This window comes from Motilimonas sp. E26, from assembly GCF_021278025.1.
Lineage (GTDB): Bacteria > Pseudomonadota > Gammaproteobacteria > Enterobacterales > CBDFNC01 > Motilimonas.
Genome location: NZ_JAIBHJ010000009.1, coordinates 41943 through 56928, shown reverse-complemented (window position 1 = coordinate 56928; position 14986 = coordinate 41943). Strand labels below are relative to the sequence as shown.

At 41.8% G+C, this 14986-nt stretch carries 10 protein-coding genes; 5 read left to right on the top strand and 5 right to left on the bottom strand.

The genetic code is table 11. The annotated features are described in order from the left end of the window. Positions 1–228 precede the first annotated feature (228 nt). The 3 genes from K1M91_RS09870 to K1M91_RS09860 all read right to left on the bottom strand — a co-directional run bounded on the left by K1M91_RS09870 (position 229) and on the right by K1M91_RS09860 (position 2223). Positions 229–675, bottom strand: coding sequence for a DUF2489 domain-containing protein (locus K1M91_RS09870; RefSeq protein ID WP_232801587.1), 447 nt, complete (start codon positions 673–675; stop codon positions 229–231). 3 nt (positions 676–678) lie between these two features. Then, complete coding sequence (gene yihI / locus K1M91_RS09865) at positions 679–1257, bottom strand: Der GTPase-activating protein YihI (protein WP_232801586.1); 579 nt, start codon at positions 1255–1257, stop codon at positions 679–681. 342 nt (positions 1258–1599) lie between these two features. Further along, positions 1600–2223, bottom strand: coding sequence for a c-type cytochrome (locus tag K1M91_RS09860; protein WP_232801585.1), 624 nt, complete (start codon positions 2221–2223; stop codon positions 1600–1602). A 143-nt stretch (positions 2224–2366) separates the two neighbouring features. Between K1M91_RS09860 and yihA the strand changes: the two genes are divergently transcribed. Next, a complete protein-coding gene (gene yihA, locus K1M91_RS09855) occupies positions 2367–3011 on the top strand; it encodes a ribosome biogenesis GTP-binding protein YihA/YsxC (RefSeq protein WP_348983265.1) in 645 nt (214 codons plus the stop codon). A 607-nt stretch (positions 3012–3618) separates the two neighbouring features. Here the strand turns inward: yihA and polA are convergent. Continuing rightward, positions 3619–6378, bottom strand: a complete 2760-nt coding sequence (gene polA, locus K1M91_RS09850; RefSeq protein ID WP_232801584.1) for a DNA polymerase I — start codon at positions 6376–6378, stop codon at positions 3619–3621. 397 nt (positions 6379–6775) lie between these two features. On the opposite strand from polA, the gene K1M91_RS21390 reads away from it, so the two are divergent. The 3 genes from K1M91_RS21390 (at position 6776) to K1M91_RS09840 (ending at position 10541) form a co-directional block, all read left to right on the top strand. Beyond that, positions 6776–6901 carry a hypothetical protein gene (locus K1M91_RS21390; protein WP_282561121.1) on the top strand — a complete coding sequence of 42 codons (126 nt, stop codon included), beginning with the start codon at positions 6776–6778 and terminating at the stop codon, positions 6899–6901. Between the two features lie 398 nt (positions 6902–7299). Beyond that, positions 7300–7740: a DUF3010 family protein gene (locus K1M91_RS09845; protein WP_232801583.1), complete on the top strand. Its 441-nt coding sequence runs from the start codon at positions 7300–7302 to the stop codon at positions 7738–7740. Between the two features lie 797 nt (positions 7741–8537). After that, positions 8538–10541 carry a methyl-accepting chemotaxis protein gene (locus tag K1M91_RS09840; RefSeq protein ID WP_232801582.1) on the top strand — a complete coding sequence of 668 codons (2004 nt, stop codon included), beginning with the start codon at positions 8538–8540 and terminating at the stop codon, positions 10539–10541. 699 nt (positions 10542–11240) lie between these two features. On the opposite strand, the gene K1M91_RS09835 is transcribed toward K1M91_RS09840, so the two are convergent. Further along, positions 11241–12479, bottom strand: a complete 1239-nt coding sequence (locus tag K1M91_RS09835) for an HlyD family efflux transporter periplasmic adaptor subunit (protein ID WP_232801581.1) — start codon at positions 12477–12479, stop codon at positions 11241–11243. A 332-nt stretch (positions 12480–12811) separates the two neighbouring features. Here K1M91_RS09835 and K1M91_RS09830 point away from each other — a divergent pair, with 332 nt between their 5' ends. Then, positions 12812–14929 carry a peptidase domain-containing ABC transporter gene (locus K1M91_RS09830; RefSeq protein ID WP_232801580.1) on the top strand — a complete coding sequence of 706 codons (2118 nt, stop codon included), beginning with the start codon at positions 12812–12814 and terminating at the stop codon, positions 14927–14929. The last annotated feature ends 57 nt before the right edge of the window (positions 14930–14986 follow it).

Genomic DNA, 14986 nt, shown 5'->3' with positions numbered 1-14986 from the left:
ATTTTTCCACTTGTTACATCCTATTAGCAAAACTGTGACAAAGTATGGCATAGCCACTTAAACGCAAAGCTGAGCAAGAACAAAAAAGTGTAGATAAGGCCTATCTCTTTAGAGATAAATTACTGAAGCTAGATCCTGTCAGCCTTTATGTGATGGCGTATACAGATACAAAAACGGCAGTGAGGGCCCCACTGCCGTTTTTATCTTTTTGAAAACCACGATAGCTTGCTAGGGTAGCTGCCACTCTTGCAGCTGCTGCATCTCAGCCATAATCTCTTGCTCTAAGCGCTGCTCAGCTTTTTCGCGCTTTTCATCAAGTTGGCGAATTTCTTTTTTACTGCGCTCTTTACGTACTTCATGGGTTGGCATGTCTTTAACCACTTGGTACAACTTATTTAACGCTGGATATTGCTGATCAAAATCGATCGGCTTGGCTAACTTCAACTCGCCAAGTAATACGGTCAATCTAATAGCGCCTTCTGACAAATTACACTGCCCTTGCACCATGGCCTTAGCGATTAAGGTAATACTGTCCATTAACGTGTTATTTCGTTTTTCAACAGCCTTAGCTAAGGCTAACTGCTGATCTTTTACTTTGCGTAATAAAATACCGGCATAAGCTGATAAACCAATGATGACGATTAAGCCAATACCAGCAAGGATCCACCACAACATTATTTAGTCCTTTTCTCTTTCATTTTTAACATCTTGCAGCCAGCTATCATCTAAATTGCTGAACGCATCTAACATTTCATCTTCATCCCGCGATGAGTCATCTTCGTCTAGCAAGCCAAGTTGCTTTAGTAGCACTTGGTGACGCTCCATTTGCTGGTTTACCCAAGCCAGATCTTTGCTACTGACTTTTTCACCTTCGTCTATTTTATCAAGCAAGCTACCTAAGCGTTCGTCAGCTTCAAGTCTAGCCAGCTCTTTCTCAGGAGAAAGGGTTGTTTTAGGCTTAGCTTTGACCAATTTTGCTTTTGGTTGATGCTGAGCTAGTTTTACTGGCGCTAACTCAACGGCTTGCTCAGGCGTTAAAGCAATTGGCTTTTTACTGCCGGCACGAGGGTCGATTGGCTCTTTTGTTTGAGCGGATGTGACCGCTTTCTTCTCTTCTGCGTTACGGTTACCAGCTTTTAATCCTTTACGCTTTTGCAGCTTCTTTTGTAACCTTGCTTCTTCTTGATTGACTTTAATTCGCTCACCCATTTTTGGGCCATTAGCGTTTACTTTACGGGTCTTCTTCTGACGTGACATATTTTATTCTCTACTTTGAAGCAGCATCACGGCTGCATCATAAAATTCTAGCTGGTTAGTTGCATTGCTTGGCAATCCAACACATGGTTTTATTGGCTATAAAAGCTAATATGGCAGTCGTAAGCTACCTTCTCGTTTTGCTGAAACAAAATAACACCGACTTTAAACAGGTTTTGCATCTACTAAAAAGTAACAAATAGAAAGCCTTAAGCAACGCAAACTCAATTCAAAAATATTAAACCCCAGAAACACAAAAAACTGTACAAGCAACAAGGCTGGTACAGTTAATAGTGCGGCTAATTGCATTCACTAACGGCCAATCACTTGGCCCGTGACAATTGCCTAGTGCAGACCTGCGATATATTTAGACAAGATAGCAATATCTTCGTCTGTTAACTTTTTCGCGATGTCGCCCATCATACCATTCATATCGTTATTACGCTCACCACTGCGAAATAGCTCAAGCTGTGATTTGATATAAGCAGGATGCTGGCTTGAAATTTTCGGGAAACCAGACAATTCAGTACCTTCACCACGAGGGCCATGACAAGCAGTACAAGCAGGAATACCACGAGCAGCATCACCGCCCATGTATAATTTTTGTCCTGCTTCAACTACCTCTTCAGGCGTGGTCGCTGGAGACATACTTTTACCGCCATAATAAGCAGCTAAGTCAGCCATATCTTGCTCGGTTAAGCCAGCAACCATACCACCCATAATGGCGTTATTACGGCCTTTTTCACCGCCCGTTTCCATTGCCAGCTTAAATTCTTTAAGCTGCTTTTCAAGGTACTTGGGATGCTGGCCTGCCAATTTAGGGTACATATCTGTTGGTGAGTTACCATCAGCCCCGTGACAAGCAACACATGTTGCTGATTTAGTTTCTCCTGCAGCAGCATCACCTTGTGCTAAAGCGGCACCGCTGAACCCGATCATTGCTACTAGAGCTAGCGCTATGTTTTTCATGGCAATCCAATTTTATTATTAAGCTTCCAGATCACATGCTTATCCGTGCATGCTACAATCATTATTTTTATGAACACGCATATTTTACACAATTTTAAAAAAAAGTAATCAATACGTAAAACTTTCCCGCTGGAGTAAGCATTTTGACCAAGCAAACCATGAACTACAACCTTGCCCACTTTATTACAAGTGCGCCTGATATTCGCCAAATGCCCGACGATATTGGTATCGAGGTCGCCTTTGCTGGTCGCTCTAACGCAGGTAAATCCAGCGCGCTGAACACCCTAACCAGACAGAAAACCTTAGCGCGCACCAGTAAAACTCCGGGCCGTACTCAGTTAATTAACGTCTTCGAACTAGCTGAAAACAAACGTATTATCGACTTACCCGGCTACGGTTACGCGAAAGTACCAGAAGATATGAAAAAAAACTGGCAAAAAGCACTGGGGGAGTACTTACAAAAACGCGAGTCACTTAAAGGTTTAGTGGTGTTAATGGATATTCGCCACCCTTTTAAAGATTCTGACCAAGATTTAATTTACTGGGCTGTTGATAGTAACTTACCAGTACTTTGTTTGTTGACCAAAGCCGATAAGCTCAAACAAGGCCTAAGAAAAACCACGTTAAAACGGATGCGTGAAGAAGCAAAAACATTTGAAGGTGATGTAGAAGTTGAAGCATTTTCTTCAACCAAAGGTATCGGCTTAGAAAAATTAATGATTAAGCTCAATCAATGGTACTGCCCGGCCATTGAAGATGCAGAGCCAGAGCTCAAAGACGCAGAATAAATCCGCTAATACTTAGGCCGGACACATGAATGTACAATATTTGAGCACATCCTTAAACAAGTCACATTTTATTATACGAAACGCCGTGAAATCATCCTTCAAAAGCTGTTGATGGCTTAACTGCCGCTTCCCTGCGGCAGATATTCGTCTAAAAACGTCACTTATCGTTGCAAAATCATTCATGCGTTTGCCCTGCGCGAATACTGGTTTTTGATCATCAGAATAACGACAGTCTTATTTCGATAAGACTGTAATTATTTAACAATACCGTATCTTTAACACCGTTTTGAGTGAACAAATGATCTGCCTGAATGCAGATAAAGCTAATTTCTAGGCAAAAAAAAGCCTTGGTAAATTACCAAGGCGCTTAATATAGCTTTATTCAATAAGTGAAATAAAAGGTCTGAAAGATAAAATCTTAGATAAGCATCTTAGATTGACTACCTTTCCCTCTGTACCCTACAGCTAAAACTATAGTTAAAGGGGTTGAACATTTAAAGCGCTAATTTGTAATTTATTTACATCACTTGATCTAAAACATTAAATTTCACCCGCACCCAATCACAACTTCAAGTTCGCCAACCAGCGTTAGCGAACTGAGCGTTTATTAGTGTGCCTGATTCCAGTTATCACCTATGCCAGCTTCCGCCACTAAAGGCACATCGAGGGTCATCGCTTGCTCCATTAGCTGTTGTAATGTTGGAACATATTGCTCCAATTTATCTTCTGCAATTTCAAACACCAATTCATCGTGTACTTGCATGATCATTTGAATGGAGTTGTCAGATTGCTGCTCAATCCAATCAGCGACGTGGATCATGGCTAACTTGATAATATCAGCCGCAGTCCCTTGCATCGGCGCATTGATTGCTGCACGTTCAGCGGCTTTTTTACGCATCGCATTGCGTGCTTTAATATCAGGCAAATGCAAGCGTCGACCTAATAAGGTTTCCACAAAACCATCTTCCATCGCATTAGCGCGCGTGGTTTCCATATAACGTAAGACACCAGGGTAGCGTTCAAAATAGAGATCCATGTACGTTTGCGCTTCGGCGCGACCGATATTTAGCTGCTTAGCTAAACCAAACGCACTCATGCCATAGATTAAGCCAAAATTAATCGCTTTAGCACTGCGACGCTGTTCAGTGGTTACATCATCCAACGACACCGAAAACACCTCGGCAGCGGTTGCTTTATGAATATCTTTACCATCAGCAAAAGCACTCAGCAGGCCAGCATCTTGGGATAAGTGCGCCATGATCCGCAGTTCAATTTGACTGTAATCGATTGCCACTACCTTAAAGCCAGGCTTAGCAATAAAGGCTTCACGGATGCGGCGACCTTCTTCATTACGAATCGGGATATTTTGTAAGTTAGGATCGCTCGACGATAAACGGCCAGTCGCGGTGATAGCTTGATGGTAAGACGTATGTACTCGTCCCGTTGCAGAATTGACCATTTTAGGTAACTTGTCGGCATAAGTAGATTTCAGTTTACTTAAACTACGATACTCTAAAATAACCGCTGGCAGTGGGTAGTCGTATGCGAGTTCTTGCAATACTTCTTCCGCCGTAGAAGGCGCCCCTTTTGGGGTTTTTTTCACCACCGGTAATTTCATTTTCTCAAATAAAATTTCTTGTAGCTGTTTCGGCGAGCCTAAGTTAAACGGTTGCTCGGCAATAGCATGAGCCTTGGCTTCAAGGGCGATAATTTTTTCACCTAATTCATGGCTTTGCTTGTTTAATAAATCAGAATCAATCAACACCCCCGTGCGCTCAATGGTCGATAGCACATTGGCCAGTGGTAATTCCACCTCATGAAATAGTTTGGCCAGTGATGGCTGCTGCTCTAACTTAGGCCATAAGGTTTGGTGTAACTGTAAAGTAACATCAGCATCCTCTGCAGCATACACCGCAGCGGTTTCCAATGGCACTTGATTAAAAGTGAGCTGTTTCGCGCCCTTGCCCGCTACATCTTCAAAGCTAATGGCTTTATGGCCTAAATATTTCAGTGCAAGGCTATCCATGTCATGGCGATTAGACACACTGTTAAATACATAAGATTCCAACATAGTGTCAAAATCAGCACCGCGTAAAGTCACATCGTATCGCGCCAACACACTGGCATCGTACTTTAAGTTTTGCAGCACTTTTGCTTTACTTGCATCTTCCAAGATGGGCTTAAGTTGCGACAACACCTGATCCAGTGTTAACTGCTCTGGCGCATCGGGATAATCATGTGCCACCGGAAGATAAGCGGCGTCACCGGGGGCGACAGCAAATGAAAACCCAACTAGCTCAGCGAGCATGTAGTTAACACTGGTGGTTTCTGTATCAAAGGCAAATAGGGGGGCTTGCTGTAATTTAGCTAGCCATGTATCAAGCTGAGTTTGAGTTAAAATTGTTTCATATTTTGAGCTATCTAAAGTAGCCGCAGAAACCAGCTCTTCAACTTCTGCTGGCGTTGCCGAATTTGATACCACAGGCCCATCAAGCACTTCCGCTAACCAGCGCTTAAATTCCATTTTTCCGTAAAGCTCAATCAATTTATCTTTATCGGCAGGCTTGGCACTGAGATCTTCATAACGCTCAGCCAGTTCAACATCCGTTTTAATGGTTGCTAAGGTATAAGACATACGTGCTTCTGCTTCATTTACACGCATTTTCTCTGGCATCGATTTTGAGCCGCGAAAGCCCAGAGCGGGCAGCTCATCTAAGCGTTCATAAATTTCATCCATGCTACCTATACCTTGCAGCATAGCGATGGCCGTCTTCTCACCCACCCCCGGCACTCCTGGTATGTTATCTACCTTATCGCCCATTAACGCGAGATAGTCGATGATCAAATCTGGGCCGACACCAAACTTTTCCACCACACCGTCACGATCAAGCACGGTATTGGTCATGGTATTAATCAATAGCACATGATCATCCACCAATTGCGCCATGTCTTTATCGCCGGTACTGATCAAGGTATTGATGCCTTTTGCACTGGCTTGGCGCGCCAATGTGCCAATCACATCGTCCGCTTCAACCCCTTCATGGATGATGATAGGTAGGCCTAAAGCGCGAATAATGTCATGCAAAGGCTCAACTTGAGAGCGCAGATCATCTGGCATCGATGGCCGCTGCGCCTTATATTCGGCAAACATTTCATCGCGAAATGTTTTACCTTTCGCATCAAACACAACCGCAATATGACTGGGCGAAAATTGGTTCAATAAACTGCGCAGCATATTCACCACACCATATACCGCCCCGGTTGGTTCACCGGCTGAATTTGTTAAATGAGGCGGCGCATAAAAAGCGCGATAAAGGTAAGAAGAACCATCAACAAGGATGAAAGGATTTTCAGGTATCTGCGGCATAAAAAGCGTCTATTGAAAAATGATGTTGCTAGGATGCCACAAGCCCCGCCTAGGCTCTATGTTTGAACCTGTTTTTTTTATTTTCAATAGCGATAGCCTGTGGATATCTCTGTTCACAAAAACGTCTCATCTGTAACATTTACATAATAAAGTACTAGTACAAAAAGATAAGTGACTGAAAAATAAAAATAATAACCTTTAAAGTTACTTCCTAAAATAAAGCATAAAAATATAATAATTGTGGAAAAGATTTCTTGAATTTTTTCAAACTCTGTAAAACTCATTAAAATTCAGCTGAAAAATCTAAAGTGAAGGCGGTTTTAAAGTGAGATATATCGTGGAATAAATGACAGAAAGAAAAGAGGTGGGCACTACTTACACTCTGGCTGGATAGTGAATGACAGAAGCCATCATGCAAGTAGCCCCCAAACTCAACGAAACGCTGAGAAAAAGCAATGTGAGCAATGTCGTGCTTGCACTAAAACAGAAAGCGATACAAAAACCTGTAAAAGATATTTGTTAAAAAAATCTGCCGTGCCAACAAATCAAATGATAATAAATATCATTTACAAAGTAAATAACTTTAGATACTTTCTTTGTATTTGAAATTTAAGTAAAAAAAAGCCGACTATAAGAATAGTCGGCAAACTGGAAGCAATGTGAGCAATGTCGTGCCATTTGCCTAGAACATTAAGCCATGATTAGCTCGTCGCTTTAGGAGTGCTTGGACAACGAGATAGATACTAATGATATTAATTATCATTTGCAACTGTTATTTTTATCTTTTCCGCCGAGCTCTTAGGTTTACTCGCTAAGACCCCTATCGCTACCGACCTTTAAGACATAAACAACCAAGCTGAAATCGCGCATTTGCATGATATTTGAGTATAATGAAGACGAAAATTATTAAGGGGTATCCAAATGAGAGTTTGTGGCGTTGAAATTCAGGGCAGCGAAGCTGTTATTTCACTATTGGCACTCGATAAGGGGCTATTTGAGCTACCGGAATGTCGCACACGTAAATTTTTACTAAAAGACGATGCTGATCAGGCACTATTTAAAAAGTTTCAGTTTGATTTTGCAAAACTAGTCGAAGACTACAAGATTGAGAAAGTGGTGATTAAATCTCGCCCGCAAAAAGGCAAGTTTGCTGGCGGCGCTGTCGGTTTTAAAATTGAAGCAGCGATCCAACTTATTGATGGCTTAACCGTTGAGTTTATTAACGGTAACACTATCAAAGAACAAATAAAGCGTAACCCAATTGCTATCGACTTTGCCGTAACGGGCCTGAAAAAATTTCAGGAAGCTGCATTCACAGCCGCTTACGCTAACATGACCGAAAGTATGTATAGCAAAGATTAACTTGTGGCGACAAGGCAGCTTTAGTATCAAAGCTGCCTATTTCAGGCAAAGAAAAGGGGCGATGTTTTTCAACATCGCCCCTGATAGTCATAACATCTACTCCGTGATGTATGGTGCTCCCTGCACTTTGACTATGTTAGCAGCCTATCCTTTGGTTGCATTTCTCGGTTATCCATAACCTAACAAATCATCCTGATTTGCTTTCTCTCTCCATCCTGGAGGTGTCCCTTACTGCATCCTGCAGTTGTCCTTACTTCTTCCTTGATTGTCAAACATCCTGTCCGACATCGACGTTCAACATCCTGTTAAACATCTTTTTGCTTCCTGCGAGGCTAAATATAAGGGAAAACCCCAGTTAAAATACCTATAAATACCAAACAAAAATTACAATGTAATAACGCTACACCCAAAATAAAAAATAATATGATTAAAAAACAACACCTTACAAGAAAACGCCAGTTATCACCATCTACACAAAACGAAATAACCCTAGCTATAAAAGGTAAAAAATCACAATTGTAATAGCCGATCTCTCACAGCCATAAATAGACCCATTTTGACACAGCTGAGTCGAACCAATAAAACCGATACATAAACAACCTTTGGAAGCGACTCAGCCAATTCAAATGAGGCTCAATTCCCCCTGTTCGATACTCACACCGAAAAAATAAATTAAGCCTAACCTATTATTGTTAAAACACTTTATTTCTATCAGTAGGATTTAATCGAATTAAGCTAAACGAACAACAAAATTGATACTAAAGTTACAAAGGTTTGATCAATTCAGGACAAAGAATATGCAGCTCAAATATAAACTAGGCTTGCTGTTTATAGCCATTGGTTTGATCCCTGCTATTTTAAGCAGTTTCATCGTCGAGCAAATTGCAGCTAAAGCCCTAAAAACACAAGCTCATGAACAGCTATCTGGGCTTTGGAAAATCAAACAAGTACAGTTAAAAAATTACTTCGATAATAAGCAGAATGATCTTGCCGTACTTAGTAGCCTATTGAGTAATCTACAAAAAGAAAACCAAGGTCAAAGTGCACAAGAGTACATCAACCGCTATCATGCGTTACTTGAAATTTTTATACTCAAGAAACATTACTACGACTTATTCCTCATTGATCAGCAAGGCCTAGTTTTTTATTCGGTCACAAAAGAAGCCGACTACCAGACAAATATGCGCAACGGGCCCTATAGCACCTCTGGCTTAGCACAGGTTTTTAATAAGGCCACCCAACAGAAAAGCTTTCAGATTGTTGATTTTGCTCCCTATAGCCCAAGCAATAATGAGCCAGCCTCTTTTATTGCAACTCAAGTTACGCTTAACAATCAACCATATGTGCTAGCGCTACAGCTTTCTATTGATGAAATAAATAGCATCATGCAGCTGCGTGAAGGACTAGGCGACACGGGAGAAACCTACCTAGTCGGCCCAGATAATTTAATGCGATCCGATTCTTTCCTCGATCCTACAAACCGCAGCATTAAAGCGTCATTTGCTGGAACCGTTGCCAACAATGGCGTTAACACCGCAGCAACCCAAGCCAGCTTTCGCGGAGAGCAAGGTTTCGCGGTGATCCAAGATTACAATCAAAACGCGGTTTTATCTGCTTATGGAGATGTGCGTTTTGGTGAAATCCAATGGGCTTTATTAGCCGAGATCGATGAAGCAGAAGCGATGGCTGCTGTAGCCAAACTTACCAACAGTACCTATTACATTATGGGCCTATCAAGCCTAATTATTTTATTGGTTGCTTGGTTAACCACACGCAGCATTACTCGGCCACTGGGCGGCGAGCCCAGTGATATGTTGCACTTAACCAGCAATATATCCAATGGCGATCTCACTTATAATTTTACCTTTAATCCGCAAGATAGCAGTGTTTACTCCGGCCTAGGAAAAATGCAGCAAAACCTGTCTGACTTACTCAGTAAAATAGCTATCGCCAGTAAAACAATGTCAGAAAAAGCCGAAGAAACATCAGTGGTATCAAATCAAACTCGCATTTCAGCAGCAGAACAAACTAAAGAAATTGAGATGATGGCTACTGCAATGGAAGAAATGAATGCGGCAGCCAATGAGATCAATCATCATGCTAATTTGGCCGCAGAAGAAATTAGCGATATCAACCGCCATCTCAACGATGTCGATCAAGCGATTAATGACACACTAGCCTCAATGGCTGACTCCTTAAAACTAAATACCGATACAGCTGATGATATGGAACATCTCAATTTGCACAGCCAAAAAATTGGCCAAGTACTAGAAGTGATCCAAACCATCGCTGAACAAACTAACCTACTTGCGCTAAATGCCGCCATTGAAGCGGCCAGAGCCGGCGAGCAAGGACGGGGCTTTTCTGTGGTGGCCGATGAAGTGAGAGAGTTAGCGAAAAAAGTACAGATTTCCACTAAAGATATCGAAGTGGTCATTGGCGAGTTAAACAACCAAGCATCCAGTGTATCGAACTCAATGCGCGCCAGTGCCAGCCAGTCAGAGCACACCTTTAGTAAAGCCAAAGAAATGCAGCAGGCATTAAGTGAAGTGGCGAAAACCATGAACCAAATTAATGAGCATGCCATGCAAACCGCCGTCGCTGCCGAGCAGCAATCGCAAGTCACCGCCGATATTGCCCGTAGCATCAGCAATATTGGCGTTGCGGCAGAGCAAAGTAGTCAAGGCGCACTACAAACATCTGAAGCCAGTAGTAATTTAGCGCAACTTGCCGGTGAGCTGGAAAGCGTCACCCAGCTGTTTAAATTAAAGCAACCCCATTCCGCACGGGTCAGCACTTAATTCCCGTTGAGATACGATATAACCGCAACTTCAAAATGCGAGCTTCACAACATTTGAAGCTGTATGGATAGGTGATGAGCCAAGGAGCGTCATAAGCCAACCTTTAAGATCAATAGGTTACGTAAATTTAGCAACCATACGATGACATAAAATGTAACCATAGAGTGACATAACGAACGCTAACCGCTTAACAAAATAATGAGACTGTAATTTTATTACAGTTATACCGCACACTGAATAGTATCGGTATTCTGGGCCAAAGGGAGCCACTATCGGCACAGGTAACCATTGCTCTCGATAATGCTGCAGGTCACAAGGTGGTTAGCCATTCTTCATTTTCTTCACAGCCACTGGAGTTTGCGGGTGAGCACCAAGCGGATATGAACCGTTTTAACTTCTCCCCAATGCAGACTAAGCAATTGCATCACCAGCAGGCTAGGTTGGAACTCAAGTATACCAACAACAATATGTTCATCGTTGAAACTAGGGCAAATAGCGTGGCGGGCGAGAGAAAAGTACAGTAGTACCAGTTTGTCAGACGCGTGTAACCAGGGATAATATGAACCTATTGCCTAGATGGGTTTTCGCGACTGACAATTCATTCCTTGACGGACTTTACATTTGCTACCTGAGTTACTGTTCGGGTCGTTATTGTGCCCTTTGTGAGAGCCACACACTGTTGTGTTTTGTCACCCGAACCTAAAGTCTCCCTTTCAAGCTAAAAATAGGCTCAAGCAGCCACTCCAACAAGCTACGCTCTTCCAGCTTGATATCCGTTTCGAGCGTCATTCCTGGCATTAGCATGGTTTGTTCGCCAAAGGTGTCAACCCATTGTTGGGCCAGCTTTACTTGAACCCTATAGACAGGTTCATTTAATAGTACTGAGTGCTTTCTAGCTTCTTCTGGCATGATTACGGTTCGCTCAATACTCTCAATTTTGCCGTCGTAAATACCAAATTTCTGAAACGGATAAGCATCATATCGAATTGAGACGTCCTTCCCTTTTTTCAAAAAACCGGCATTTCTTACAGGAACAAAAATTTGTGCAGAGTAGGTAGTGTCAGAAGGAATAATCGTTACCAAAGGGCTATTTAATGGGGGTTTTTGACCGGGTTTTACCTGTAACCCCGTGACAATCCCAGCAATCGGGGCTTTGAGTGTATAACTCTGTATAGCTTCCTGTTTTAAAATTTCTTCGTCAATATCTCGTTGCTGTTGCAGCAGGGCTGCTATTTTATCTTCCTGTGTGCCGGGCATCAGCTGACGCTTCCCCTTCAGCTCTGTAAGCTCAAACTCTCTGACCGATTTAGAGCGTTTTAGTGCCGCTAAATCGCTTCGGATCATCGAAACTTTTTCCTGTTGCAGAGAGAGGGCTTCAGTAGATATGTGGCCCTTTTTCTCGAGGCTGGCTGCACTTTGGTAAAGCTTGTGAGTAATCTTGTATCTTTGATCAAGTGCGGCGATTTGCTCCTCAATAAACATCAGTTCAGACTGAATAGACAAAATGTCATTGTCTATATTGGATATTTCTATTGGGTGTCGAACTCTGGCCCTTTCTATGGAGGCAATAACGCTCTTTCGTTCTTCTCTGAGTGATGTGAGCAGGCTTTCTGTCAATGCTCTCCCGTCACCTAAATACTGATCGCCGTTTATTAATATTAGTGGGCTGTTTTCATCGATAAAGTCACCAATCCTGACCTTCACTTCTCGAACAGTGCCTGTGCGCTCAGCATAAACCTTACTTAAGCCCTCATCAGGCTCAATAACACCAAAAGCAGTCACTTTCCTTGGGTAGGTGCCATTCGCCAGAAACAAAACGATAGCAATTAGAAAGAGCAAAATAACGAAAGTAAGAAGTAATGAAGAAATTGTGGGTAACACGACCACATCACCATGCAAGCGATGGGAGGCGTGCTGAACTGCTTTTTCTCTGAACATAGTTATTCCCATAGTGCATTCAGTGTTACCACTAAGTTGGTTTTGTTAAATCTATGCTTTTCATAGGTTTTTATTAGGTAGGATTCTAATGCTTTTTTCCTTGATAATAAATTTTCACCTATTTGGTTTTTTATTCTAATTAATAGATTTTTACTGAGCTTTATTTTGATAATTATTTAACATTTAATCAAATATACTTTTTATTTAACGATACTTAGGTATAAAAACTTTTTCCTTATTAGTATCTTCTTAAAAAATACAAAAATTGAGGGTTTTATACATTATTCGTTTGGTTAATTATCTTTCCGGTCTTAAATAGGGAGTTTTATTAAATGTTTGCTAAATCTGCACTTGATAAGCTGAAGCTATCTGGTCACTCACGACTTTCAGTTGTGCGCCAGACTGAAGCTGCAGAATGCGGATTGGCATCTCTGACAATGATAGCGGCCTATTATGGTTACGATAAAGATCTTATATCTATGCGCCGTCAGTTCAGTGTTTCAACTCATGGTTTAAATCTTAAACAACTTATGGAAATGGCAAGAACTATAGGATTATCTTGTCGGGCATTAACCCTAGAGTTAAGTGAGCTAAAGGAGCTTCAGTTACCCTGTGTTCTGCATTGGGATATGAACCATTTTATTGTACTAGCGAAGGTAGGGAGAAGCAGTATAACGGTTCATGATCCGGCAGCAGGAAAACGAAAAATAGCATTGGCAGATGTGGGTAAACATTTTACCGGGATTGCTATGGAGCTTTCGCCAACTTCAGAATTTAAACAGATAAAGGAAAAGAAGAAACTCACCATCTCTCAGTTTTGGAGCAGTATAACAGGCATAAAACGAAATTTGGTACAGGTGCTATGTCTGTCTATTTTCCTTCAGGGTTTTATCATAATCGCACCTTTTTATATGCAAACGGTAGTCGATGATGTGATCCTGAGAAGTGATAGTAATCTCCTGCTGGTGCTTACATTAGGTTTTGTGCTGATGATGTTAATTAGGATATCAACCAGCTGGATACGTCAGATTGTAATATTGCGCCTTTCTAGTCAGTTGAATATTCAAATGGCAGCTAACCTTTTTCGCCATCTTATTTTTCTACCGCTGGATTATTTCGAAAAGCGACATATTGGCGATGTTGTTTCCCGTTTTGGTTCGTTGCAGGCTATCAGAAGCATGCTTACCAGTGGGCTTGTTTCTGCCTTTATCGACGGTCTGATGGCCGTTATTACCCTGACAGCCATGTTTGTCTACAGCCCAAAGCTAGCGCTAGTTGTATTACTGGTAGTGGCGATTTATGGCGCAATACGGGCATTGCTTTATCGTCCCCTAAGAAACCTGACTGAAGAGTCTATCAATGCTGGTGCAAAGCATGACTCGGTTTTTATGGAGTCAATACGCGGTATACAAACCATTAAGCTATTTCAAAAAGAGGGGGACAGGCAAAATCTCTGGCAGAACCGTCTGGCAGATTCGATGAATGCCGATATACGTATTGCCAAATGGAATATCACTTATGGAAATATTAACTCCGTGTTATTTGGTTTGGAAAATTTTTTGGTGATTTATCTCGCCGCGATGGCTGTGATGGAAAATACGATGTCACTGGGCATGTTATACGCCTTTTTAACCTATAAAAACCAGTTTGTTGACCGCATGGATGGCATTATAAATCAATTTATTAACTTCAAAATGCTAGGCCTACACCTAGAGCGTCTCGCTGACATTGCTTACTCTGAAAAAGAGAGGGGTAATCAGCTCCTTATGCAGGATAAGTCAGAAATTAAAGGTGATATTTCGGTAAAAAATCTGAGCTTTTCGTATGGTGAAATGGATCAGCCCGTGTTTAGCAATGTCAGCCTTGATATTAAATCGGGTGAGACTGTCGCAATTACAGGTTCATCTGGGTGTGGAAAAAGCACTCTTATTAAGTGTCTGATGGGGTTGTTTACTCCCAGTGCAGGGGAAATATTAATAGATGGTACCCCCTTACATCAGCTACCTGGATATCGGCAACAAATTGCGGCCGTTATGCAGGAAGACCAATTATTTGCTGGCAGCATAGCTGAAAATATAGCCTGCTTCGATGCTGAGACTGACATAGCACGAGTACAGGAAAGTGCTTTTCTGGCAGCAGTGCATGACGAAATTATGAATCTGCCCATGCAATATAACACTCTGGTGGGTGATATGGGATCAAGTTTAAGTGGCGGTCAGAAACAACGGATTATTCTGGCAAGAGCCCTCTATCGTAAACCAAGAATATTGTTCATGGATGAGGCGACCAGTCATCTTGATATAAATAATGAAGAGAAAGTGAACACTAACATAAAAGGGTTGAATATTACCCGAGTGATAGTAGCCCACAGGCCGGAGACGATTGCTTCTGCAGACCGAAAAATTGATTTTATTGCTTTATGTAAGAAGTCTGCTGAAACAAACACCTAATTGAGTAGTTATTGATATCGCTTAATGCTCCAGGCGGTATTTAAAAAGTGATGGGGC

What these genes read in the sequence shown, in the direction of transcription:
- K1M91_RS09840 (WP_232801582.1), top strand. Translation starts at nt 8,538, where the DNA reads ATGCAGCTCAAATATAAACTAGGCTTGCTGTTTATAGCCATTGGTTTG.
- K1M91_RS21390 (WP_282561121.1), top strand. Translation starts at nt 6,776, where the DNA reads ATGACAGAAGCCATCATGCAAGTAGCCCCCAAACTCAACGAAACGCTG.
- K1M91_RS09830 (WP_232801580.1), top strand. Translation starts at nt 12,812, where the DNA reads ATGTTTGCTAAATCTGCACTTGATAAGCTGAAGCTATCTGGTCACTCA.
- K1M91_RS09845 (WP_232801583.1), top strand. Translation starts at nt 7,300, where the DNA reads ATGAGAGTTTGTGGCGTTGAAATTCAGGGCAGCGAAGCTGTTATTTCA.
- K1M91_RS09860 (WP_232801585.1), bottom strand. Translation starts at nt 2,223, where the DNA reads ATGAAAAACATAGCGCTAGCTCTAGTAGCAATGATCGGGTTCAGCGGT.
- yihI (WP_232801586.1), bottom strand. Translation starts at nt 1,257, where the DNA reads ATGTCACGTCAGAAGAAGACCCGTAAAGTAAACGCTAATGGCCCAAAA.
- K1M91_RS09870 (WP_232801587.1), bottom strand. Translation starts at nt 675, where the DNA reads ATGTTGTGGTGGATCCTTGCTGGTATTGGCTTAATCGTCATCATTGGT.
- polA (WP_232801584.1), bottom strand. Translation starts at nt 6,378, where the DNA reads ATGCCGCAGATACCTGAAAATCCTTTCATCCTTGTTGATGGTTCTTCT.
- K1M91_RS09835 (WP_232801581.1), bottom strand. Translation starts at nt 12,479, where the DNA reads ATGTTCAGAGAAAAAGCAGTTCAGCACGCCTCCCATCGCTTGCATGGT.